8 protein-coding genes are annotated in these 25,916 nt (G+C 73.1%); 4 read left to right on the top strand and 4 right to left on the bottom strand.

The features are described from left to right. Positions 1-94 precede the first annotated feature (94 nt). Both JK363_RS17920 and JK363_RS17925 read left to right on the top strand, forming a co-directional pair. Positions 95-640 carry a hypothetical protein gene (locus JK363_RS17920; protein ID WP_201875911.1) on the top strand — a complete coding sequence of 182 codons (546 nt, stop codon included), beginning with the start codon at positions 95-97 and terminating at the stop codon, positions 638-640. Between the two features lie 116 nt (positions 641-756). After that, a complete protein-coding gene (locus tag JK363_RS17925; protein ID WP_201875912.1) occupies positions 757-1,074 on the top strand; it encodes a MerR family DNA-binding protein in 318 nt (105 codons plus the stop codon). 3 nt (positions 1,075-1,077) lie between these two features. Here JK363_RS17925 and JK363_RS17930 read toward each other — a convergent pair whose 3' ends face one another. The 4 genes from JK363_RS17930 to JK363_RS17945 form a co-directional block, all read right to left on the bottom strand. Beyond that, positions 1,078-2,586 carry a DHA2 family efflux MFS transporter permease subunit gene (locus JK363_RS17930; RefSeq protein ID WP_236075878.1) on the bottom strand — a complete coding sequence of 503 codons (1,509 nt, stop codon included), beginning with the start codon at positions 2,584-2,586 and terminating at the stop codon, positions 1,078-1,080. Between the two features lie 115 nt (positions 2,587-2,701). Beyond that, on the bottom strand, positions 2,702-4,909 hold the full coding sequence (locus tag JK363_RS17935; RefSeq protein ID WP_201875914.1) for a protein kinase domain-containing protein: 2,208 nt from the start codon (positions 4,907-4,909) through the stop codon (positions 2,702-2,704). Between the two features lie 141 nt (positions 4,910-5,050). Then, a complete protein-coding gene (locus tag JK363_RS17940; protein ID WP_201875915.1) occupies positions 5,051-6,439 on the bottom strand; it encodes an NsdA family TPR-like regulatory protein in 1,389 nt (462 codons plus the stop codon). 101 nt (positions 6,440-6,540) lie between these two features. Continuing rightward, on the bottom strand, positions 6,541-7,068 hold the full coding sequence (locus JK363_RS17945; RefSeq protein WP_372444804.1) for an RNA polymerase sigma factor: 528 nt from the start codon (positions 7,066-7,068) through the stop codon (positions 6,541-6,543). A 459-nt stretch (positions 7,069-7,527) separates the two neighbouring features. On the opposite strand from JK363_RS17945, the gene JK363_RS17950 reads away from it, so the two are divergent. Next, a complete protein-coding gene (locus tag JK363_RS17950; protein WP_201875917.1) occupies positions 7,528-21,618 on the top strand; it encodes a non-ribosomal peptide synthetase in 14,091 nt (4,696 codons plus the stop codon). Further along, entirely contained in the window at positions 21,611-25,873 is a 4,263-nt protein-coding gene (locus tag JK363_RS17955; protein ID WP_201875918.1) for a type I polyketide synthase, read from the top strand. The genes JK363_RS17950 and JK363_RS17955 overlap by 8 nt, the downstream gene beginning before the upstream one ends. Positions 25,874-25,916: the final 43 nt, after the last annotated feature.

The raw sequence follows: 25,916 nt of genomic DNA on the forward strand, positions 1-25,916 counted from the left end.
CGGACGGCCCTGTCGATCCCGTGGATCACTCGTCCGAGCCGTTAGCGTGCGATCCGGCCGTCAGACGCCAGTCGGTCCGCTGGACCGGACCGGAATGGAGCGCACCATGTCTTCTTCGTCCACGACCCGAAACCGAATCCGGACCTCCCTTCTTCTGCTCGCGGCGCTGGGCCTCACCGTGGCTGGAGGCTCCGCGCAGGTGGGCGCCACGACACCGGCCGAGAAACCCGCACCTCGCAGCCCGTTCCTCGCCGAGGTCGCCGAACAGATCGCCCTGCCGAAGCGGACCTGGACGGTGTGGGGAACCCACACCGCCAAGGGATATACGACCGAGGCGGCGGAGACCACCAACGTCGAGGGCATGAAGGCAGACTGCGAGAACATCAACCTCAACAAGAAACTGGCCGCCGATTTCCGCAGCGATGTGTTCGGTCCTGGTGTGAAGGGGTTCTTCTACCGATGCCAGCGGATTGCCCGGGACACCAACAAGTACTGGTTCACCATCAGTTCGGCTGATCGAGCCCAGATCGAGAAACTCTGCGACCCGAATACGCGGTACCCGATCGTCTACGACGAGCAGCACGACACCTACTGGATCGACGAACCATTCATGTGCACGAAGCTTGCCGCGCCTGCGTAAGAACTCCGTCTCGGCTGACCGCGTCGAGCAACGCGGCCACCGTGCGGCACACCGGCTCGAAATTTAGCTTAGGCTTACCTTGCTTTCCGGTCGCAAGCTGAGGTCGAATGGCACCTATGGAGGCTCTGACCCCGATCCGCGACCAGCTGTACCGGATAGCGCTCATCCAACTCTGGCGTGAGACGGGTCAGATGAGCATCGAGGAGATCGCGACGGTGCTGGCCGCCGACGGCCCGGAGTGGCGGGACACCGTCGCCGCGCGCATCGCCGCTGTGGAGGAGCAGCAGGCGAGGCTCGACGGCGCCCGCGACTACCTCAGCCATCTGCTCACCTGCCGCCGCGGTGGCACCGACCTGGAGCGGTGCCCGGAGTTCCGCGGGCAGGTGGACATCCCGGGCCGCCGCGCCCCGGTGGCGCGGGCGCGGCAGCCTTGAGGCTCAGGCTCGTTCGGCCGCGGCGGCCGCGTCCGTGTCCTGGCCGGTGGCGCCCGCGCCCCTGGACGACGGGGGCGCCGCCGGAGGAGCCGGAGTCGACCCCGAGGGCGGCCGTGGCATCGTCAGCGCCGCCACCAGTGCCGCGGCCGCGATCCACGCGGACGAGACCGCGAACGCAACGGTGTATCCATGGGCCAGCGCATGCGGCGCCTGGCTGCCCCCGGAGTGCGGATGGTCCTCGGCCCACGACCGGGCCGCGGCGGCCGACAGCGTCGTGAGGACGGCCAGGCCGATCGCGCCGCTCGTCTGCCGCACCGTGTTGAGCAGCCCGGCGGCCAGCCCGCCCTGCTCCGGGGGCACCCCGCCCGTCGCGGCGACCGTGATCGGGGTGAACGCCGCCGCCGTACCGAACCCGAACACCGCCCCCGGCACCACCACCGACACCGCATACGAGCTGTCCGCACCGATCAGCGCCGTCATCGCGAAGCAGCCCAGCGCGCCCACCAGACAGCACAGCACCGCCGCCCGGCGGGCGCCCAGCCGCACCGTCAGCGGCCCCGCCACCTGCGCGCCGACGAACATCGCCAGCCCCACCGGCAGATATCCCAGCCCGGCGCGCAGTGGCGCATAGCCGTGCACGTCCTGGAGGTACAGCGACAGCAGGACCGGGCTGGCGAAGAAACCCAGGCCGAGCAGCAGCATCACCACATTGCCGCTGCTGACCGTACGCAGCCGCAGCACACTGAGCGCCACCAGCGGCGCACGCGCCCACCTCCCCTGGTGCACCACGAACACCGCGAGCAGCACGAGCCCGCCGCCCAGCGATCCGAGCACCTCCGGGCTGGTCCAGCCGACGGCGGATGAGCGCATCACCGCGTACACGACGCCGACGAGCCCGGCCGTGGACATCCCCGCACCCGCCAGGTCCAACCGGGCCCGTACGGCCGGTCGTTCGCGCGGCGGCAGGACGGACAGGGCGGCGGCGACCGTCACCACCCCGATCGGCACGCTGATGAAGAACACCCAGCGCCAGCCCGCCCACTGGGTCAGCAGACCGCCGATCACCGGCCCGGCCGTCGCACCGGCCGCGCCGACCGCGCTCCACAGGCCCAGCGCGCGGGTGCGGCGTTTCGGCACGGTGAACGTGGTGATCAGCAGCGACAGCGTCACCGGGACCAGCAACGCACCGCCGAAGCCCTGCACCGCCCGTGCCGCCAGCAGCAGTTCGGGCGAGCCGACGAAGCCGCACACCAGGCGCGCCACCGTGAACAGTCCCATCCCCGCCACAAAGACCCGCCGCTGGCCGAAGACATCGGACAGCCGGCCGCCCAGCAGCAGGAATCCGGCGAACGCGAGTGTGAACGCGTTGACCACCCACGGCAGCAGGGCCGCCGAGAAGCCCAGCCCGGACCGGATGTCCGGCAGCGCGACGGACACGATGGTGGCGTCCATGATCACCACGAATGTCCCCGCGCACGCGAGTGCGAGCACTCGCCGTTCCTGCCCGGTCATGACGCCCTCACCCATGTTTTCTCTCCGACCTCCGCTCGACTGCATCGCAGCCAAGCTCTCCGCTCAACCGCGGTTGAGTGCAAGTCGGTGTGGGCGGCGACGGTTCAGGGCCGGGTCAGTCGTACGCCCTCATGCACAGCAGCGTCGAGCCGCCGCCCACCTTCCAGGACCAGTACGTGTTCGAGTCGTACTGTCCGGCGGAACAGTTGGAAGAGCCGGAGTAGATGGCCGTGATGACGAAGATGTCGTTGTACCCGCTGGGAACCTTCCGGTCCGTGCAGTTCACGGACGACAGCAGCGCCACGGAGGCGGTGTCGCCCTGGCGGTTGGCGAGCACGCAGTCTCCCACGTGGTACTCGCCGGTGAGGCAGAGCTCGGTGCGCTCACCGCTGCTGGTGGAGTAGTAGGACCACGACGTCTGGTCGTTGCGCTTCGTGCAATCCCCGGTCGTGCTGGTGACCCTCACGCGCGCGATGCTGCACGAAGTGGTGTTCGGCTCCTCCTCGCTCCAGTCGTACGTGGACTGGCCGCCGTACCCGGTGTCGACGACGTCCAGGCACTCTCCGTGCGAGACCGCCTTGAACGCCTCTTCGGTGGGATCGGGCTCGGGTGAGCTGGTTTCCGGGTCGGGCTCGGAGCCACCGCCGGAGGAGCTGGACGAGCCTGAGGAAGTGTCGCTGTCACCGGCGCCGAGGCTTTCGTCGTCATCGAGCCCACCGGTGCCGCCGTCGCTGCTGGACAAGGGCTGGCTGAAGCTCGGGGTAGGGCTGGTGGACGGTTTGTTGTCGTCCTTCTTGTTCCACGGCTGCCAGATCAGGAGCCCGATGACGAGCGCCCCCACGAGGAGGCCGCCCCAGCTCTCCATGGGGTCCGACTTCTTCGCGGGAGGCTTCTTGGCCGCGCCGGACGCCGTCGACGTGGGGGCGGAGGTCGTACCGGCGCTCTTGCCGGCGGTCGCGGTCTTCTCCCGCGCCAGGCGCTCGCGTTCCTTGCGCTGCTTCTCCTTGAGCTCCGCTTCCTTCCGCGCCTTCTCCTTGCGTTCGGCTTCCTTGCGCTCCCGTTCCAGCCGGGCCTGTTCCTTCCGCTCCCGCTCCCTCCGCTCCGCCTCCTCCTTCCTCGCCCGTTCCCGGCGCTTGAGCTCCTCTTCCTCTTCGCGCGCCCGATCCCTCGCCTCGGCCTCCGCCCGCTCCTCGGCCTGCGCTCGCACCAGGGCGTCCCGCTGCGACCGCAGGGCCTCCAGCTGCTCGCGCATCTCACTGAGCGCCTCGTCCGCGCCCTCCTCGCCAGCCTCGGACCGCACCTCCGTCAACGCCTCGGCGGCGGCCAAGTCCAGTGAGCCGTCGACGAGTTGTCGCCCCTGATCCGCGTACGCGCCGATGAGCTCCGTCCACCGCTCGGGCAGCCACCGCCCCGCGTCGCGGTCCGCCCTCTCCCGGTCGAGCCTGTCGAAGCGGTCGAGGCCGTCAAGGCGGTCGAGGCAGTCCCGCAGTACCTTGGACGGGGCGGGCCGCCGCTCGGGGTCGGGTTCAAGGAGCGGCAGGATCAGCGGCGCCAGCTCCGGCGGGAGCCCGCTCGTGTCGGTCTCGCCGCGCTGGACGAGGGCGAGGACCCCGATGGAGTGGTCGGTCTGCTCGTACGGCGGGCGGCCGACCGCGAGGAAGAAGAGCGTGGCGCCCAGCGAGTACATATCGGAGGCGGCGGTGGACTTCCTGCCGCTCGCCTGCTCCGGCGAGGTGAACGCGAAGGTGCCGATGGTCGTCGTCGAACTGGTGTGATCGTGGGCGTGCGAGATGCCGAAGTCGATGAGGCGGGGGCCCTCGTGGGGCAGCAGGATGTTCAGGGGTTTGATGTCCCGGTGCACAACCCCCAGGGCATGCAGCTCGACCAGCGCCCGCGCGGCCCCGGCCGCGACCCACCGCACCCCGTCCGCAGGCAACGTCCCGGCGGCGTCGACGAGGTCGGCCAGACTGGGCGCGGGAATGAACTCGATGGCGAGCCACGGCCGCTCGGCTTTCGCGTCGGCTTCGAGCACCGTGGCGGTGTACTCACTGTCGACCCGCCCCGCCAACTCCACCTCGCGGGCGAACCGAGCCCGGTCCGGCCTGCTCACAAAGCCTTGGGCAAGCAGCGTCTTGACCGCGACGATCCCGGGGTCCACCACCGTCCCGGTGGGCCCGGCAGCGCTCGCGGGACTCCCCGGTGCCTCCCGCCGCGCGAGATAGATCCGGCCCATGCCGCCGGTGGCGATGCGTCGCAGCAGCCGGTAAGGGCCGAGCTGCCTGGGATCACCGGAGTCCAGCGAATAGAGCTTCATCCCGGCCATGCGGCATCACTACTCCCCCTGTGCGTCCCCCGTCGCCCACAGTGTGGCGCTTCACCGTCACACTGTGTCACAGCAAGGGGAGTTGCGGAAGAAGAATCGAGTGAGGCACGGAGGCGACCGGACATGCGGTCCGTCGACGATTCAGGCCGCCGGGGTCTCCGCGAGGAAGTCGAGGAGATCCCGTACCGCCGGGGTGCCCGTGTGGGAGGTGAAGGCGCCGCGGCAGCGGCCGAGGATGCCGGCGGGGACCCGGTCGAACTGGGACACGGCCCGGCGGGCGCTGTCCACGGCCGCGTCGACATCCCGGAGCGCCAACTGCGCGTCGGCCACGGCCAGCAGATCGCGGGCGACCAGCAGCGGCGGCTGCTCCGGGTCGCCGCCGTCCCGTGGCGGCGTCCACCGCGCGCCCGGCAGTAAAGGGGTGAAGTGCTCCAGGGCCCGTTTGGGCTGGCCCGCGTCGAGCCAGGCACGGGCGGTGGCTATGGACAGCCATGCGTCCCCGACGTTCCGGTAGGGGTCCGCGGCGCCGGAGCCGCCTTGCGTGCTTCGGGCCAGGAGGCCGGTGGTGCGGTCCAGGGCCCGGGCGCTGGAGATGAGCTCACCGCGCCGGGCGTGGGCACGGGCTTCTCTGCTGTGCAGGACGACGGTGACCGAAGGCGGGGGCTCGGGGGTGAGTGAGCGTGCGGCCCTGACGAGGGAGAGCACATCGGCGGGGTCGCCCGCTTCGATATGGCACCAGGCCAAGTCCGCCAGACAGACGGCTGTCGTCAGGCGGTCACCCGCGCGGGCGGCGGCGCGGACGGCGGCGAGGTAGTAGCGCTCGGCCCGCGCGTCGTCTCCGGTGGCCTTACCGACGAGCCCGCACAGGTGTCCGAGGCGGGCGACCACGAGGAGGATGCGTGATCCGGTCGCGGGCTCGTATCCGCTGTCCGTCAGCAATGTTCGGGTTAAATCGAATTCGGCGCGGGCCACCCGGTACAGGGTGACGGGATTGATGGCCGAAACCAATGTGTTGAGCGAGGCCGTGCGCCTCTCTAACAGGGCAGCGGTTTCCGGAGTGACCCTGTGGGCACGTATACTGCCCGGCGCCGTGGGTGTGGAGACCATCGCCAGCGTTTCCCGTACGAAGGAATCGAGCGCCGTTCCGGAGACGGCCATAGCGGACCGGCCCGGATAACCGCCCGACCGTTTCGCGTTGCCGCTCGCGCCGCCCGCCCCTCCGCCGTTTTCCTCACGTAAACCCGCGCGCGTGGCGCGCGGCGCGGCGGGTTTGCCGAGACGCAGCCAGTGGGGCCATCCCAGGCGCTGCACCTCTTCCTCGGGAACGTGGTGGATATGGGCGATGGCGAGCTGGGTGCTGCGGTCGGGCGGAATGCCCTGCGTTTCCCAGCGGGACACCTTCTCCCGGCGCCTTTGCAGTTTCCCGAATCCCATGGCCTCGTGGGTGTCGGCCACCAGTTCCGCGTAGGAGAGCTGGGTGTCACCGGTCATGGCGCGCAGCAGGGTCAGGGGATGCCGGGGCCGTGCCATGGAGCGACTCTCCTTCTCGCCTAATGATCATGAGTATGGTGTCTGCTGCCCTAGTGAAAACTGTAGATAACATCTCGTATCGTCCGTGTAAGACCGGACGGTCAGGCGGACCGCTGGTGCCAGGCGTCCTGGAAATGCCGGCGGGCGCGGTACAGCCGGGACCGGACGGTGCCGACCGGCACCGAGAGCGTGTCCGCCATCTCCTGTTCGTTCAGGCCGTAGACGGCGCGCAGGGTGAGGATCTGGCGGTGCTGGTTGGGCAGCCGGTCCATCACATCGGAGATGTGCACGACCGCCAACGGGTTGCCGTCCTGGGCGAGTTCGGGCAGCTCACCAGCCGGGCCCTGGCCCAGCCGCTTGGATGTGCGCACCGCCTCCCGCACCGTGACGGCCCGTACCCAACCGTAGAACGCGGACGGCTCGCGCAGCCCCGCGACGCCGCGGTATATGGCTAGCATCGCCTCCTGCGCGGCGTCGGAACCGTGCCGCCGGGAGATCGAAAAGCACAGCCGGCGGACGAAGGGCGCGATGTGCAGGAGAAGGTCGTTCATGGCCCGGCGGTCACCGGCCTGGGCGCGCGGCAGCAGAGCCGAAACGGTGGGAAGGCAGGGTTCGTTCCTTGTTCTCACGGTGTTGGCACTCCTGTAGTCGGAGGGCCGTGATGCCGGTGTGCTGCGGATTCGAACTGAGTCATGCACCCTGCTCGGACGGATCGGGGGTGGCCAAAAACCATGGACGCGCCGGAGGACCGGCACCGCATTGAAGCGGAATCGCGCTTTCAGTGAAGCCGGAATGATGCGTGCTTTCAAGAGGAACCCGGTGTGCCTCGGACGTGCTTCGGCGGGCGGCTTGGATTCCAGTTGCATTCCAGGAAGTTGGCGCACTGTAAGGGCGCGCGGCGATCAAGTTTGCGCTTGACTGCCCGAGTTCCCCTCATGCAGGGTTAGCCGTGGACGGACCACCCCGTCACGGCGGCACTCGTGAAGCCGCCCTTGAAAAACCTCTCCCGACTTCCTTTGTGCTTCTCCGGCTCTCGTTCGAACCGGAGTTTGATGTGAACATTTCCCCGCCTATTGAGGGTTGGTGACATGTCTGTTCCCGAAGACTCCGTCCGTCCGCTGTCGGGCGCGCAGGAGGGCATCTGGTTCGCCCAGCGGCTCGACCCCGCGAACGCGGCCTACAACACCGGTGAGTACACGGAGATACACGGTCCCGTGGACACCGCGCTGTTCGAGACCGCACTGCGGCGCGCGATAGCGGAGGCGGAGACCTTCGGTCTGCGCTTCACCGAGACCGAGGACGGGCCCCGCGCCCACCTCGCCCCCGCGAGCGACCGCGGCACGGGCGCGGACGGTCACACCTGGCCACTGCACCGCGTGGACGTCAGCGCCGAACCGGACCCCCGCGCCGCGGCCGAGGCGTGGATGCGCGCCGATCTCACCACCCCCATCGGTCTCACCGAGGAACCATTGTTCACCGAGGCCCTCTTCACCGTTGCGCCCGACCGGTTCCTGTGGTACCAGCGGGCGCACCACATCCTGCTCGACGGCTACGGCTACACCCTCATCGCCCGGCGCGTCGCCGAGATCTACAGCGCGCTGGAGGCCGGGCAGGACCCCGGGCGCGGATTCCCCTCCCTGACACGGCTGTTGGACGAGGAGACCGCCTACCGCGACTCCGGGCGACTCGCGGAGGACCGTGCCTTCTGGACCGCTCGGTTCGCGGACGCCCCCCGGCCCGTGAGCCTGGCCGAGGGCACCGCGCCGCCGTCGGCCGCCGCCCTGCGCGGCGCCACCACCCTCTCCGCGGCCGACGCCGAACGGCTCACTGCCACCGCGGCCCAACTGGGCGCCGGCCGGGCCGAGCTGTTCCTCGCGGCGGCCGCCGCGTATGTCCACCGGGTCACCGGTGCCGAGGACATCGTGCTCGGCGTGCCCTGCATGAACCGGTCCGGCTCGGCCGCGCTGCGGACCCCCGGCGTGGTCTCCAACGTGCTGCCCCTGCGCGTGACCGTGCGGCCCGGTACCAGCCCCGCGCGGCTCATCGGGGAGGTGGCCGCCGAGTTGCGCGCCGTCCGCGCGCACCAGCGCTACCGGGCGGAGGAACTGCGTCGCGACCTGAATCTGCTGAGGGGCGACCGGCGGCTGTACGGGCCCGTCGTCAACCTCGTGCCGTTCGACAACGAACCGCACTTCGGCGCGTACCGCTCGACCTTCCACCACCTGTCGGGCGGCCCGGTCGAGGACCTGACCGTCACCCTGCGGCCGGGCAGCGGTGGCAGCGGACTGCACATCGCCTTCGCCGCGAACCCGAGGCTCTACACCGAGGAGGAACTCGCCGGGCACCAGGACCGTTTCCTGTCCCTGCTGGGGCAGTTCACCGAGGCGGCGAGCACGGCCCAGGACGCTGAACACACGGGCCTCGAGCCCGACGTCGCCGGTCTCTCCCTGCTGCTGCCCGGCGAGGACCCGGGGTACGCCGCCGCCCCGGACCCCTCCCCCGCGCGCGACGCGACCCTCCCCGCACGGTTCGAGGCCCAGGCGGCCCGGACGCCCGGCGCGACCGCCGTCACATACGAGGGCACCGCCCTGACGTACGCCGAGCTCAACGCCCGCGCCAACCGCATCGCCCGGCTTCTGGTGGCGCGCGGTGCCGGGCCGGGCGGTGTGGTGGCCCTGGCCCTGCCGCGCTCCGCCGAGCTGGTCACCGCCCTGCTGGCCGTCCTCAAGTCAGGTGCCGCCTACCTGCCGTTGGACCCCGGCTACCCCGCCGAGCGGATCCGCACCGTGACCGAGGACGCGCGGCCGACGCTGCTGGTGACGGACGCCGGGACCGCGTCCGCGCTGCCGGACACCGGTGCCGACACGATCGTCCTCGGCGACCCCGACGCCGAACGGGACCTCGCCGGCCACTCCCCCGCCGATCTCGCCGACGGCGACCTCCGCGCCCCACTGACCCCGCACAACACCGCGTACATCATCCACACCTCGGGCTCCACCGGCCGCCCGAAGGGCGTGGTGATCCCGCATGCCAATGTCGTCCGGCTCTTCGAGACCTCCGCCGGGCTGTTCTCTTTCGGCCCGGACGATGTGTGGACGCTGTTCCACTCCTACGCCTTCGACTTCTCCGTCTGGGAGATCTGGGGCCCGCTGCTGCACGGCGGCCGTTTGGTCGTCGTCCCGCAGCCGGTCACCCGCGCGCCGGACGAGTTCCGCTCGCTGCTGCGCCGTGAGCGTGTCACCGTCCTCAACCAGACGCCGTCCGCCTTCCAGCAGCTGATCCAGGCCGACCGCGAGGCCCCGGGTGAACCCCTCGCCCTGCGGTATGTCGTCTTCGGCGGCGAGGCACTGGAGCCCGCCCAACTGCGCCCGTGGGCCGAGCGGTACGGCGACGAGGCGCCGGTGCTGGTCAACATGTACGGCATCACCGAGACGACCGTGCATGTCACCTTCCAGCGCGTCACCCTCGCGCTCATCGGGGAGGACCGGCCGCGCAGCATCATCGGCACCCCCCTGCCGGATCTGCGCGTCTACCTCCTCGACCACTCTCTGCGGCCGGTCCCGCCCGGCTGGACGGGCGAGATGTACGTCTCCGGGCCCGGTCTGGCGGACGGCTATCTGGGCCGGCCGGATCTGACGGACGAGCGGTTCGTGACCGACCCGTTCGGCCCGGACGGCATCCGCATGTACCGCACCGGCGACCTGGCCCGGCGGCTGCCGGACGGCACGCTGGAATACGCCGGGCGCGCCGACCAGCAGGTGAAGATCCGCGGTTTCCGGATCGAGCCGGGCGAGATCGAGGCGGCGCTGACCGGGCACGGGGATGTCGCCCGGGCCGCCGTCGTCGCCCGGCCCGCCGGTGACGGTGACGGTGAGCGGATGCTCGTCGCCTACGCCGTGGCCGCACCGGGCAGCGCCCCGGATCCGTCGGACCTGCGCGGGTATCTGGCCGAGCGGCTGCCCGCGCACATGGTGCCCGGTGCCTGCGTCCTCCTGGACGCCCTGCCGCTGACCGCCAACGGCAAGCTGGACGCCGAGGCACTGCCCGCACCGGACTTCGCCGCCGCCGCGCACGGCCACGCCCCGGTGACCGAGGCCCAGGCCCTCCTGTGCCGGCTCTACGAGGAGGTGCTGCGGCTGCCGGAGGGGACGGTCGGCGCCCACGACGACTTCTTCGCTCTCGGCGGGCACTCGCTGCTCGCCACCCGGCTGCTGACCCGGCTGCGCGCGGCCACCGGCACCGATGTGCCGATGGCCGCCGTCTTCACCACGCCCACCCCGGCGGAGATCGCCGCGCTCCTGCCGGAGAGCGCCCCGGGGACGGCGGACCGCCCGCCGCTGGTGCCGACCGTCCGGCCAGAGCACGTCCCCCTCTCCCACGCCCAGGCCGGCCTGTGGTTCCTCAGCCGTCTGGAGGGGCCGAGCGCCACCTACAACGTCCCGCTCGTCATGCGCTTCGACGGTCCGGTGGACGCGGACGCGCTGCGTGCGGCACTCGCCGACGTCACCGCCCGGCACGAGGCCCTGCGCACCGTCTTCCCGGACCACGACGGCAGCCCGTACCAGTGGATCCTGCCGGCGGACCACCCGGCGGCCCGGCCGGAGTTGCGCGTCCACGGCCCGGCGGACGAGGAGCAGGCCGCCGCGGTGCGCCTGGCGGCCGTCCGCCACGCGTTCGATCTGGGCGCCGAGCCGCCGCTCCGCGCCGACCTGCTGCGCACCGTTGACGGCTGTGTTCTGGTGCTCGTCGTGCACCACATCGTGGCCGACGGCTGGTCGCTGGGCCCACTGGCCCGCGACCTCGTCGCCGGCTACGAGGCGCGCAGCGCCGGGCGGGCCCCGGACTGGGAGCCGCTGCCGGTGCAGTACGCCGACTACGCGCTCTGGCAGCGCGCCCTGCTGGGCGACGAGCAGGACCCGGCAAGCCCTGCCGGCCATCAGCTCGCCTTCTGGCGGCGGACCCTGGCCGGGCTGCCGGAGGAGTTGGACCTGCCCTTCGACCGGGCCCGGCCGGGGCAGCCCGCGAACTCCGGCGACACCGTGGAGCTGCGGATCGATCCCGCCCTGCACCGGTCCGTCGCGGATCTCTCCCGGGCGCACCGGTGCACGCCATTCATGGTGTTCCAGGCGGCTCTGGCGGCCGTCCTGACCCGCTGCGGCGCCGGGACGGACATCCCCCTGGGCACGCCCGCTGCGGGCCGTGGCGACGAGGCGCTGGAGCACCTGGTCGGATACTTCGTCAACACGCTGGTGCTGCGCACCGACACCTCCGGCGACCCGACATTCGGGGAGCTGCTGGAGCGGGTCCGGGCGGCTGACCTGGCCGCGCACGACCACGGGGACGTGCCGTTCGAGCGGGTGGTGGAGCACCTCAACCCGGCGCGTGCCGTGGGGCGTCATCCGCTGTTCCAGGTGATGCTCGCGCTCCAGAACGCCGAGGACGCGCACACCGAGGTGGAGATGGCGGGCAGCCGGGTGCGGCTGGATCCGGCGGGCATGGGCACGGCCCGCTTCGACCTCATGGTCTCCCTGTCCGAGCGCTGGGCCCCCGACGGGACGGCCGACGGTGTCGAGGGCACGCTCGAGTACAGCACCGAGCTGTTCGACCGGCGGACCGTGGAGCGGATGGCCGCGCGGCTGGTGCGGCTGCTGACGGGGGCCGTCGCCGACCCGCGGCTGCCGTTGTCCACGCTGCCGCTGCTGGATGCTGCGGAGGAGGCCGAATGGGATGGGTGCGCGGCCGCCTGCGAGCAGGCGCTGCTCGCCGCCGACGGGGTGCGCGAGTGCCTGGTGACGGTGCGCCATTCCACGGCCGGCGCCCTGGAGGCCATCGCCCATGTGGTGCCGGGGGCGCCGGTGGACCGGGCGCGGATCGCGGCGGCCGCCTGGCCGACACTGCCCGCCGGCGCCGGACCGCTGCGTGTCGTCCTCGTCTCGGCGCTGCCGCGGACGCCGGACGGCGCCCTGGACCGCGCGGCCCTGGACGCGCTGCCGGTGCTGGACGACGCCCTGGCCGCCACCTGGCAACGGGTCCTCGCGGAGACACCAGGCACGCGGACGGCCGCCGTCGTGGTGTGCGACAGCACACCAGAGCCCGCGGGGCATCTGCACCTCGGCGGGCTGCCCGGCGCCCCCGGCGCGGTGGCCGACGCGGACGAGACCCTCGCCGCGCAGGACACACATGACGACGCCGCGGTCGGGGACGCCGTACTCTCCCTGAGCCACGGTCCCCAGCCGGAGCCGTCCCCCCATGCCCACCTCGGGCAGGCGCTGCGCGCGGCCGCTCGGGGCGGCGGCGAGGTCGTGTACCTGCGCGCCGACGGCTCCGAGGCCCGGCAGAGCTACGCCGAGCTGATGGCGGAGGCCTCCCGCATGCTCGGCGCGCTGCGGGCGCGCGGGGTGCGGCCCGGTGAGACGGTCATCTTCCAGTTCGACGACAACGAGGACTTTCTGCCCGCGTTCTGGGCGTGCGTCGCGGGCGGCGTGACCGTGCTGCCGATGGGCGTACCCGAGTCGTACCAGGCACCCTCGCCGCAGCTGCGCAAGGTGGAGGGCATCTGGCAGACGCTCGGCCGGCCGCGGTTCCTCGCCGGGACGCTTCCGGCCGCCGGGCTGCGCGAGCGGGCGGAACGGCAGGGCTGGACGGACTTGGAGGTGCTGACCGCCGACGAGCTGCGCACCGGGACGTCGGTCGGCGACTGGCATGAGGCGCGCCCGGAAGAGGCGGCGCTGCTGCTGCTCACCTCCGGCAGCACCGGCCTGCCCAAGGCCGTCACCGTCACGCACCGCATGGTGCTGAGCCGTACCGCCGCGACCCGCCAGTGCAACGGGCTCACCGAGCGGGAGACCACGTTCAACTGGATCCCGATGGACCACGTCACGGGCGTGGTGATGTTCCACATCCGCGACATCGTCCTCGGCTGCCGTCAGATTCACGCGCCCACCGGGTGGATCACCGAGGAGCCGCTGCGCTGGCTCGACGTGATCGACCGCTGGAAGGCGACCGTCACCTGGGCGCCCAACTTCGCCTTCGGTCTCGTCAACGAGCACGTGGCGGCCGAGCCGGGGCGCGCCTGGGACCTGGCGTCGCTGAAGCTGGTGATGAACGCCGGAGAAGTCGTCGTCCCCCGCGTGGTGCGCCAGTGGCTGCTCCAGCTGAAGCCGTTCGGCCTGGACCAGACGGTGATGCACCCCGGCTGGGGCATGTCCGAGACGTCCTCTGTCGTCACGGACACCTCCTACTCCCCCACCGGCCCGGGCGCCGAGGACGTCTACGTCAGCTGCGGCAAGCCGTACCCGGGGTTCTCCATGCGCGTCGTCGACGACCGGGACCGGCTGCTGCCGGAGGGCAGGGGGGGCCACCTCCAGGTCCGCGGTCCGTCGGTGACACCCGGCTACCACGACAACCCGGAGAAGAACGCCGAATCGTTCACGGAGGACGGCTGGTTCCGCACCGGCGACCTGGCCTTCCTGCGCGACGGTGAGCTGTATCTGACGGGGCGTGCCAAGGACGTCATCATCGTCAACGGCGTCAACCACGCCAGCCACGAGATCGAGGCGGTGGTGGAGGAGACCGAGGGGGTGCTGCGCTCGTACACCGCGGCCGTCGCGGTCCGCGCGTCGGCGGCGGCCGGCACGGACGACCTCGCGGTGATCTTCTGCCCGGCCCCGGGCGCCGACGAGCGGCAGCTCCTCACGGAGATCGCGGGGCGGGTGACACGCGAGTTCGGCACCGCCCCCGCCTTCGTTCTGCCGGTCGCCCCCGCCGAGATCCCCAAGACCGAGATCGGCAAGGTGCAGCGGACGCTGCTGCGGCAGCGGCTGGAGGAAGGGCAGTTCAACGACGTCATCCGCCGCACCGATCTGCTGCTGGGCGGCGACCGCACCATCCCGGACTGGTTCCACCGGCCGGTCTGGCGGCGGGAGGACGCCGTCCACGCCGCCGCGCCCCCTGCGGGCGGGCACACCGTGGTCCTGGCCGACGCGGACGGCACCGTGGCCAAGGCACTGGAGGCGCTGCTCACCGCGGACGGCTGCCACGTCACCGTGGCCGCCGGGCCGGAGGACCTCGGCGCCGGGCAGCCGGACCGGGTGGTCGACCGGGTCATCGACCTGAGCCTGCTCGACGTCCCGGCCGACGGCGGTGAACTGCCGCGTCCCGACGGGACAATGGCGGTCGTCTCCCGCCTGGCGGGGATCGTCGCGGCGCTCGCTCCCCGCGCCGACGAGGAGCGGCGGGTGTCCGTCGAGGTCGTCGCCCGGCACAGCGCCGCGGTCCACGACGGCGAGCCGGTGCGTCCGGAGCGGGGGGCGGCGCTCGCCGTGCTCAAGAGCGCGGTGCAGGAGCTGCCGTGGCTCGACGGGCGCTGGACCGACCTCGGCCCCGCGGACGACGCGGCGGACGGCCCGGAGGACGCCGCCCGGACGGCCCGGAGCCTGTACGCCGAGATCGCCCGCCCGGCCACCGACCCGGAAGTGGCCCTGCGGGACGGGGCGCGCTGGATCCGCCGGCTCGCCCCGCTGCCCGCGCCCGAGGCCGGGGACGGCCCGGACGCGCCGGTGTTCACCCCGGGCGGCCACTATCTGCTGACGGGTGGTCTGGGGGGTGTCGGCACCGAGATGGCTCGCCATCTGCTGGGCGAGTGCGGTGCCCGGCTCACCCTGCTCGGCCGTACGCCGGTGGCGGACGACCCCGCCCGCGCCGCCGTGATGCGCGAACTGGGCGCGCTCGGGGACGTGCGGTACGCCGTCGCCGACATCACCGACCCGGAGGCCGTACGCCGTGCGCTGGACGGGGCGCGGACGGTGTACGGCGAACTCGCGGGTGTCCTGCACCTGGCCGGGCACTTCATCGAGAGCCCGCTCACGGAGACGACACAGCGGCAGTGGGCGGAGGTGCTCGCCGCCAAGACCACCGGTGCCACCGTCCTCACCGACGCTCTCCGCGACCGACCCGGCACCCTCTTCATCACCTTCTCCTCCGTCAACGGACACTTCGGCGGCGCCATGGCCGCCGCCTACTCCGCCGCCAACGCCTACCTCGACACCCTCACCACCCACCAACGCCAACTCGGCCTCCACGCCCACACCATCGCCTGGAGCATGTGGGACAACACCGGCATCAGCCACAACTACCCGCACAAGGCCCTCACCCGCGCCCGGGGCTTCCGGATCCTGGGCCGCCGGCACGGGGTGCGCTCGCTGGCGGTCGCGCTGCGCCACGGGCTGCCGCACGTGCTGGTCGGTCTTGACCCCACCGCGCCCTGGGTGCGCAGCCACCTCGCCGCCCCGGCCGAGCCTCTCCAGCAGCTGACCGGCTACCACGTGACCGCCGGTACGCCGGACACGGGTGGTACGCCGGACATGCCCCTGCCGGACGCTCTGCCGGACCGCTTCGGCACACCGGTGCCCTGCGCCGTGGAGACCCTGGACGCGCTGCCGCTCACCCCGGACGGACGGCCCGACCGGGAACGGCTCGCGGGCCGCTCCCGGTCCGGTGCCGGTACCGGTGAGCGCCCCGCGACGGAAACCGAGCAGGCGATCGCCGGTGTCTGGTGCGAGGTCCTCGGCGTCGACGGCGTCGGCCGCGACAACGACTTCTTCGCCCTGGGCGGCCACTCGCTGCTGGCCACCCGGCTCGTGGGCCGGCTGCGCTCCGTCCTCGGCCTGGAGCTCGCCGTCTCGGACCTGTTCACCGCGCCGACGGTGGCCGGTCTGGCCGCACGCGCCGAACGGCAGGGCGCACAGGCCGCGAACGACGTCCCCGCACGGCCGCCGCTGGTGCCCGTCGAGCGGCCGGAGTCCGTTCCGCTGTCCCTGGCCCAGTCCCGGATGTGGTTCCTCAACCGGATGGAGGGGCCGAGCCCCACCTACAACATCCCGCTGGTGCTCCGTTTCGAGGGGCGGCTCGACGCGGAGGTGCTGCGCGCGGCGCTCGCCGACGTCGCCGCCCGGCATGAGGCACTGCGCACCCTCTTCCCCGACGACGAGGGCCGTCCGCGCCAGCAGGTGCTGGCGGCCGGACAGGCCCGGCCGGACCTGCTCACCTCCGAGATCCCGGCCCGCTGGCTGGAGGAGCAGATCCGCTCGGCCTCCCGCATCGGGTTCGACCTGGGCGCGGAACTGCCGCTGCGCGCCCACCTGTTCCACCTCACCGACGCCGGTAGCGTGCTCGTCCTGGTCGTCCACCACATCGCCGCCGACGGCTGGTCCCTCACCCCCCTCGGCCGCGACCTCGCCCACGCCTACACCACCCGCACAGACGGCCACACCCCCAACTGGACCCCACTCCCCGTCCAATACCCCGACTACACCCTCTGGCAGCACACCCTCCTCGGCGACGAAAACGACCCCACCAGCACCGCCGCCCGCCAACTCCACTACTGGCACACCACCCTCACCGGCTCCCCCGACCAACTCCCCCTTCCCTACGACCACCCCCGCCCCACCCAGCCCAGCGGCGAGGGACGGCTGGTGCACCGCCGGCTCGGCGCCGATACGCACCGGGCGCTGACCGATCTGGCGCGGCAGCGCGGCGCGACGCTGTTCATGGCGCTCCAGGCCGCCTGGGCCGCGGCGCTGACCCGGGCCGGGGCCGGTACGGACATCCCGCTCGGCACCCCCTGGGCGGGCCGGGACGACGAGGCCCTGGCGGATCTGGTCGGCTTCTTCGTCAACACCCTGGTGCTGCGCACCGACACCTCCGGCGACCCCGCCTTCGCCGAACTGCTCGACAGCGTCCGGGAGACGGACGTCGCCGCCCAGGCCCACCAGGACGTGCCGTTCGACCGGGTCGTGGAGCACCTCAACCCGCCCCGGGCCGCGGGCCGTCACCCGCTGTTCCAGGTGGCGATGGCCCTCCAGGGTGCGGCGGGCGCGGCGGTGCGGATGGGCGGCGAGGAGGTGCTGCCCGAGCGGCCGCACGCCGGCGCCGCCAAGTTCGACCTGATCCTCAACGTCTCCGAGCGGCAGGAGCCGGACGGCGCTCCCGGCGGGCTGGACGTCGCCCTGGAGTACAGCACGGACCTGTTCGACGCGGGGACCGCGGAGGATCTCGCCGATCTGATGTGCCGGATCGCCGAATCCGCGGCGGACGGCCCGGATCTGCGGCTGTCCGCCCTGGGCGGCGGTGCCGCCCGGACCGGGCAGGCGGCGGCGCGTGCCGAGACGGCGGTACGGGCGCTGGGCTCGGTGCACGACTGCGCCGTGCTCGTCCGTGACAGCGGTCTGATGGTGTGTGCCGTGCCCGAGGGGCGGTTGACGGACCGGCAGGTGACGGAGGCGGCGCGGCGGGCCGTCCCGGCCGCGCTGCCGGTGCGCACCGTGCTGGTGTCCGCCCTGCCGCGCACGGCCGAGGGCGCGGTGGACACGGCCGTCCTGGAGTCCCTTCCGGTGCTCGACGAGGAGGCCGCGGCCGCCTGGCAGGCCCGGCTCGCGGCCGATCCGCGGGTGGGAGAGGCGGCCGTGCGGATCGAGGACACCCCGGCCCCGGCACCGCGCCGGGTGCACCTGGGCAACATCCCCGGCGGGCCGGCCGCCGGTTCGGTGCCCGCCGGGGCGTCCGGGACGGACGCGGCGGCGGACACCGGCCAACCGGCCGCGGGCACGCCCTCGGTCGTGCACGGGCCCGAGCTCGTCCCCCTGGACGTGACCGACCTGGTGACCGCCATGCGGCGGGCCGCCGCCGGACCGGGCGACGTGCTGCACCTGCGGGCCGACGGCTCCGAGGACCGGCAGACCTACGCGGAGCTGGCCCGCGAGGCCTCGCGCGGCCTGCACGGGCTGCGGGCCCTGGGCCTGGGCCCGGGCGACAAGGTCGTCCTGCAACTGGCCTCCATCCGGGACTTCGTGACCGGATTCTGGGCCTGCGCGCTGGGCGGCATGGTCGCGGTGCCGCTCGCCGTGCCACCGGGCGGCCACACCCCGGGCAGCGCCCAGGCCACCCGGCTCGCCGGAGCCTGGGAGGCCCTCGGCCGGCCGCTGGTGCTGGGCTCCGCCGGGTCCGGCGACGCCATCGCCGGGCTGCTCGGCGCGGACCGGGTCGTCGAGTTGGGCACGCTGCTGGACGGCCCGGCCGACGAGGACTGGCACACCGCCGACCCGGACGAGCTGGTACTGCTCATGCTCACCTCCGGCAGCACCGGGCAGCCCAAGGCCGTCGAGCTCCGGCACCGCAACATCCTGGCCCGCACCGCCGGGGTGATCGACCTCAACGGGCTCACGGCGGAAGACCCGTCGTTCAACTGGATGCCCCTGGACCACGTCGGCGGCGTGGTGCACGTGCACATCCGGGACCTGGTACTGGGCGCCCGTCAGGTGCACGCTCCGACGCCCTGGGTCCTGGAGGACCCGCTGCGCTGGCTCGACGCCCTCTCCCGCTACCGCGCGGCCTCCACCTGGGCGCCGAACTTCGCCTACGGGCTGGTCGTGGACCACCTCGCCACCGCGGCCCCGGACCGCGCCTGGGACCTGTCACGGCTGCGGATGTGCCTCAACGCGGGAGAGGCCGTGGTGCCGCGCGTCGTGCGGCGCTTCCTGACGGCCCTCGCACCGCACGGACTCCACGGCGACGCCGTGCAGCCGGTGTGGGGAGCGGCGGAGACCTGCTCCGGTCAGACCCACGCCGTCCTGACGCTGGAGAACACCACGGACGACGACACCCTGGTCAACCTCGGCCGCCCCTACCCCGGCTGCTCCATCCGGATCACCGGCGAGGACGGCCGGGTCGTACCCGAGGGCACGGTCGGCCATTTCCAGCTGCGGGGCCCCGCCGTCACCGACGGCTACCACCGCGCTCCCGAGCACAACGCGGAGGCGTTCACCGAGGACGGCTGGTACGACTCCGGCGATCTGGGCTTCCTGCGCGGCGGCGAGCTGACGCTGACCGGGCGGGCCAAGGACACCATCATCGTCAATGGCCACAATCTGCACCCGCACGACATCGAGGCGGTGGTCGAGGAACACCCCGCCGTGGAGCGCTCGTTCACCGCCGCCGTAGCGGTGCGCACCCCGGCCGACACCACCGACCGGCTCGCGATCTTCCTCTCGCTGCGGCCCGGCACCGACCGGGCCGGGACCCTGGCGGAGATCGCGGGGAAGGTCACCGCGCAGACCGGAGTGCGGCCCGGCCATCTCGTGCCGGTGGCCTCCGGCGACATCCCCAAGACCGAGATCGGCAAGATCCAGCGGGCGGCGCTGCGTTCCCGCTTCGCCGCCGGGGCGTACGCGGAGGTGATCCGGGAGACGGATCTGCTGCTGGGCAACGAGCGGACGGTGCCCCACTGGTTCCACCGGCCGGTCTGGCAGCGGGCCGGCGCCCCGGCCGGGGACCCGGACCGGTTCGCCGAGGGTCACACCCTGGTGCTCGCCGACCCCGGCCGCTCCGTGGCGGGCCGGCTCGCCGCCCTGATCACCGGGGCCGGCGGCCGGTGCACGGTCCTGGAGGACCCCGCGCTGTTCGCGGCGGCCGCCGGCGCGGCGCGCCGGGTCGTCGACCTCACCCGGGTCGGTGCCGCACCTACGGATCCGCTGGACGCCGGGGCTGCGCTCCGTCAAGTCCGCGCCGTGGGCGACCTGGTGAGCGCGCTGGCCACCCGGCACGAAACCAACAGCCCGGTGGAGCTGGAGATCGCCGCGACCGGCAGCGCGGCCCTGTCCGGAGAGGAGCCCGCCGCCCCGTGCGGCGCCGCGGCCGCCGCGGTGCTGCGCAGCGCGGCCCAGGAACTCCCCTGGCTGACCACGCGATGGACGGACGTGGAGTCCGGCGACGGCACGGCCGAGGCGCTGTTCCGGGAGCTGTCCACGGTGTCGGCGGAGTCCGACGTCGTGCTGCGCGGCGGTGAGCGCCACGTCCGCCGCCTGGCGGAGGCGGAGCCTCCCGCGCGGGGCGACGCGGCGGTCGAACCGCCCGTACGCGAGGGCGGGCACCATCTGGTCACCGGCGGTCTGGGCGGGGTCGGCGCCGAGCTGGCCCGGCATCTGCTCACCCGTCACCGGGCCCGGCTCACCCTGTTCGGCCGGACGCCGGTGGCGGACGACCCCGCCCGCGCCGCGGTGCTCCGGGAGCTGGGGGCACTGGGCGAGGTGCGGTACCGCGTCGTGGACGTCACCGACCCGGAAGCGGTGCGCGGCGCGCTGGCGGAGGCGGGGCCGGTGGACGGCGTCTGGCATCTGGCGGGGCGCACCGCCGACCTGCCGGTGGCCGGGACGACGGAGCGGCAGTGGGCGGAGGTGCTCGCCGCCAAGACCACCGGCGCCACCGTCCTCACCGACGCCCTCCGCGACCGACCCGGCACCCTCTTCATCACCTTCTCCTCCGTCAACGGACACTTCGGCGGCGCCATGGCCGCCGCCTACTCCGCCGCCAACGCCTACCTCGACACCCTCACCACCCACCAACGCCAACTCGGCCTCCACGCCCACACCATCGCCTGGAGCATGTGGGACAACACCGGCATCAGCCACAACTACCCCCTCAAGGCCCTCACCGCCGCGAAGGGCTACCGCCCGCTCGCACCGCGCGAGGCCCTCGGCTCCCTGCCGGTGGCGCTCAGTCTCGGCGGACCGCATACGCTCGTCGGCCTGGACCCGACGGCGCCCTTCGTCCGGGCCCGGCTGGCCGCCCCCGCCCGGCCGCTGCTGCGGCTCACGGGCTACACCACACCGCGCGAGGCCGCCGCACCGCATCCGGCCGGGACCCGGCCGGACAGCGTGCCGGACCACTTCGGCACCCCCGTACCCTGCACGGTCGTACCCGTGGAGGCGCTGCCCGGCGACGGCGCGGAGACGGCCGCGGGCGCCACCGCGGCGGCGCCCGGCGATGCGGACGGAACACGGCCCGGCGGGGCCGGAGCAGAGCTCGTACCCCCGCTCGTCGCCCTGTGGGGCGAGGTGCTGGAGACCGACGGCGTCGGACCGCACGACGACTTCTTCGCGCGCGGCGGGCACTCCATCCTCCTGGTCACCCTGCGCACCCTCATCGAACGCCGGCTGGGCCACCAGCCGGAGATCGCCGACCTGTTCACCCACCCCACCCCCGCCGCCCTGGCCGCCCATCTGGCGGGCCGGGAGCGCACCACGGCCACCTCATCGGAAGCCGATCAGCGCACCCGGCAGCGGCGCGTGCACCAGGCCCGCCGCCGGGCCGCCTCGATCCGGAAGGACACCCCTGACCATGGCTGAGCCCATCGACCCGCAGACCCCCGGCGCGGCGGACGAGTTCGGCAGCATAGCGATCGTCGGCATGGCCGGGCGGTGGCCCGACGCGCCCGACATCGAGACGTTCTGGCGCAATGTGGCCGCCGGGCACCGCAGCACCAAAACCATCCCGGACGACAAGTACCGCGCGGCGGGCGGCGACGAGGCCGGGCTGACCGACCCGAACCGCATCCGCCTCGCGTCCACCATCGACGACATCGAGCTGTTCGACGCGGACTTCTTCGGCTATGTGCCGAGCGAGGCCCAGCTCGTCGACCCCCAGCAGCGCATGTTCCTGGAGGTGTGCCACCACGCCCTGGAGAACGCCGGTTACGACCCGGCGCGCGGCGGCGGGCAGATCGGTGTGTACGCGGGCGTCAGCCAGAGCGAGTACTTCCTCGACCACATCCACCCCCGCTACGGCGACACCCCCGGCTCCCTGGAACTGCTCGCCGCCAAGGCCGGCAACGTGCCCGACGCGCTGACCATGCGCGTGTCGTACAAGCTGGGCCTGACCGGGCCGAGCGTATGTGTGCAGACCACCTGCTCCACCTCGCTGGTGGCCGTGCACATGGCCTGCCAGGAGCTGCTGAACTTCCGCTGCGACACTGCCCTGGCGGGCGGTTCCTCCCTCAACCCGGTGGCGTACCGCGGCTATCGCTACGTCGAGCAGGGCATCCTCTCCCCCGACGGTCACACCCGCGCGTTCGACGCGGACGCCCGGGGCACCATCCGCGGCGACGCCGTCGCGGCCGTCGTGCTGCGCCGCCTGGAGGACGCGCTCGCCGACGGCGACCGGATCTGGGCCGTCATCAAGGGCTCGGCGATCAACAACGACGGCACGCGCAAACCGGCGTTCAGCGCCCCCAGCCCGCAGGGCCAGACGGAGGTCATCAGGGAGGCGATCGCGGCCGCGGACGTCCCCGCGGACACCATCACCTATGTGGAGGCCCACGGCACCGGCACACCGGTCGGCGACCCCATCGAGGTCGCGGCGCTGACGGCCGCCTTCCGGGAGAAGACCGACCGCACCGGGTTCTGCGCCCTGGGCTCGGTGAAGTCGAACGTGGGCCACACCGACACGGCCGCCGGTGTCACCGGGCTGATCAAGGTGGTGCTGTCGATGCGGAACCGCCGGATACCGGGCACCGTGGGGTTCCGTACGCCCAACCCCGCCATCGACTTCCCCGCCACGCCGTTCCGTGTGCACGGCGAGACCATCGACTGGGAGCCGCCCCAGGACGCCCCGCTGCGCGCCGGGATCAGCGCCTTCGGGGTGGGCGGCACCAACGCCCATGTGATCGTCGAGGAACCGCCGCGGCCCGCGCCGCGCGCCGGGGACGACGGCTCCTGGCAGCTGCTGCGGTTGTCGGCCCGGACCCCCGAGGCGCTGGACCAGCTCTCCGCCGGTCTGGCGGGCCAGTTGGCCGCCGAGCAGGCGCCGCCGCTCGCCGACGTCGCGCACACGCTGCGGACCGGACGCCGTGAACTTCCCTACCGCCGCACCGTGGTGTGCCGCGAGGCGGCCGAGGCCGCCGAGGCGCTGCGGCACCCGGGCGGGGTCGCGGGCCCGGTCCCGGCCGGGGGCCGGCAGCTTGCCTTCCTGCTGCCCGGCGGCGGTGCGCAGTACCCCGGCATGGGCGCGGGGCTCTACCGCTCGGAGCCGGTGTTCCGGGACGCCATGGACCGCGCCTCCGCCGGTGTGCGGCCCCTGCTCGGTCATGAACTGACCGATCTGCTCTACCACCGGGACCCGGCGGACCTCCCGAGCGACGTCCCCTTCGACTTCCCCGCGCTGGTCGCGGTCGAACACGCGCTGGCCGCGCTCCTCGCCGAGCGGGGCGTACGGCCCTCCGCGCTGCTCGGGTTCTCACTCGGCGAGTACACCGCCGCCGTACTGGCCGGAGTGATGTCTCTGGAGGACGCGCTCGGCCTGGTGAACCTGCGCGAGCGGCTGATGCTGCGGGCCGGTGGCGCCACGCTGAGCGTCTGGCTCGGCGAGGCCGCGCTGCGCCCGTATCTCGCCGACGGGCTCGCCCTGGACCTGGCGACGGTCAACTCCCCCGGCGCGTGCACGGTGTCCGGCACCGAGGACGCCGTGGGCGAGATGGAACGGCGGCTGACCGCCGACGGTGTGGAGTGCTCCCGGGTCCGGCTGGCCGCCGCACCGCATTCGCGTCTGCTCGACCCGGTGCTGGAGGAGTTCGCCACGGCGGTCCGCGCGGTCACCCTCAACGCCCCCGCCATCCCGTACGTCTCCAACCTCACCGGCACCTGGATCACCGCGGAGCAGGCGACCGACCCCGCCTACTGGGTGCGGCACATGCGCGGCACCGTCCGGTTCACCGACGGTCTGGCCGCCCTCGCCGAGGCGGGCGACCCCGTGCTGCTCGAATGCGGCCCCGGCCGTACCCTGGCCGGCTACGCGGTGGCCCGGCCCGGCGCTCCCGCCACCGCCGTGCCCGCGATGCGGCATGCCAAGGCGGCCCAAGTGGACGATGAGCAAGCACTGTTGGAGGCGGTCGGCGGACTGTGGGCACTCGGCGTCGCGGCCGCGCCGGGCACCTCCCCGGGCGACGCCCGTCGGGTGCCGCTGCCCGGCTACCCCTTCGCCCGCACCCGGCACTGGATCGAGCGCGCGGCCCGGGGCACGGGCGAGCCCGTGGCCGCACCGCCGGCCCCGCGGGTCTTCCCCGTGAACCTCGCGGCCGAGGACGCCCAGCTGCGCGCCGCCGAGGAGCGCCTGCGTGCGAGCATGCCGGTCGACGAGGTGCCCGTGGACCTCCGCGAACTCCTCGACCGGCTGTGCGCCCTGCATGTGACGGACTATCTGCGCTCGCAAGGTGTCTCCACCGAGCCCGACGCCGTCCATGAGCGCGCCGATATCCATCGGACGCTGCGGACAGTGCCCGCCTACCGCAAGTTCGTCGACGCCCTGCTGCACATCCTCGAGGTGGACGGCATCGCCGAGAGCGAGGACGACCGGCTGCGCTTCACCGGTGACGCGGGCGACGACGAGGAGATCGCCAAGGTCGAGCGGACGATCCGCGAGAACCACCCCGACTACCTCGCCGAACTGGACCTGATCGAGCACTGCCGGGCCCGTTACGGACAGGTGGTCAGCGGGCAGATCGCGGGCACCGAGGTGCTGCTGCCCGACGGTCGCTCCGACATCAGCCGACCGGTCGCCGAGAAGTGGGTGGAGGCCAGCGACATCGGGGTCTACCGCGATCTGATCGCCGAGACCGTCGCGCGGCTCGCCGCGCGGGTCTCCGGCCGTCCGGTGCGGATCCTGGAAGTCGGCGGCGGGCAGGGCGGCGTCACCTGGACCGTGGCCGGAGCGCTGCGGGACGTGCCACAGGTCGAGTACCGCTTCACCGACCTCGGCCGCGCCTTCGTCCTGGGCGCGCAGCGCCGCGCCGAGCAGGAAGGGCTGCACCACATGTCCTTCTCCACCCTGGACATCTCCCGGGACCCCGCCGGGCAGGACATCGAGACCGGCGCCTGGGACATGGTGATCGCCTACAACGTGCTGCATGCCACGCCTGAGCTGCGGGCGACGCTGCGGAACGTACACGGGCTGCTCGCGCCGGGTGGCGCGCTGTTCCTGCTGGAGGCCAGCCGCGAACCCCGGTTCGCGGTGGCCACGGCGGGCCTGTTCGAGGGCTGGTGGTACTTCGAGGACGGGCTGCGCGAGCACACCCCGCTCGTCACGCCCGACGTCTGGCGCGGCCTGCTGGCCGAGACCGGATTCGGCAACGTCGCCTCCTACCCCGAGGTGCCGCAGGAGAAGTCCTTCACGGCGCACGCCCTGATCGTCGGCCAGCGGCCCGCCGATCAGGTCCCGGTCCCGGCGAGCCCGGCTCCGGCCGCCGGGACCGGGTCCGGGTCCGCCGGGAAGACGTTCAACCGCCGCCCGGCGCTGGCCAAGCCGTACGTCGAGCCGCGCACCGACCTGGAGCGGCGGGTCGCCGAGCACTGGCAGGAGGTGCTGGGCGTCGAACCGGTGGGCGCCGAGGACGGCTTCTTCGACCTCGGCGGCGACTCGCTGCTGGCTCTGCAACTGGTCACCCGGCTGCGCGACGAGCTGAAGGTGGAGCTGTCGGTCAAGCGGCTGCTGGAGCGGCTGACCGTGGCCGCCGTCGCGCAGGACATCGAGGCCGGGGCGTCCCGGTCCGACGACGGCCCGGCCGTGATCCGCCGCAGCGCGCGCCGCGACGCTGCCCGCCAGCAGGGCTGAACCCCCCGTCCGGCGGTGCGGGCGGCCCAGGGCCCCATTTGAC

The sequence above is a fragment of the Streptomyces coffeae genome, assembly GCF_016741875.1.
GTDB classification, from domain to species: domain Bacteria; phylum Actinomycetota; class Actinomycetes; order Streptomycetales; family Streptomycetaceae; genus Streptomyces; species Streptomyces coffeae.

Coding starts and splice junctions, on each gene's coding strand:
- JK363_RS17920 (WP_201875911.1), top strand. CDS start 95: ATGGAGCGCACCATGTCTTCTTCGTCCACGACCCGAAACCGAATCCGG.
- JK363_RS17925 (WP_201875912.1), top strand. CDS start 757: ATGGAGGCTCTGACCCCGATCCGCGACCAGCTGTACCGGATAGCGCTC.
- JK363_RS17930 (WP_236075878.1), bottom strand. CDS start 2,586: ATGACCGGGCAGGAACGGCGAGTGCTCGCACTCGCGTGCGCGGGGACA.
- JK363_RS17935 (WP_201875914.1), bottom strand. CDS start 4,909: ATGGCCGGGATGAAGCTCTATTCGCTGGACTCCGGTGATCCCAGGCAG.
- JK363_RS17940 (WP_201875915.1), bottom strand. CDS start 6,439: ATGGCACGGCCCCGGCATCCCCTGACCCTGCTGCGCGCCATGACCGGT.
- JK363_RS17950 (WP_201875917.1), top strand. CDS start 7,528: ATGTCTGTTCCCGAAGACTCCGTCCGTCCGCTGTCGGGCGCGCAGGAG.
- JK363_RS17955 (WP_201875918.1), top strand. CDS start 21,611: ATGGCTGAGCCCATCGACCCGCAGACCCCCGGCGCGGCGGACGAGTTC.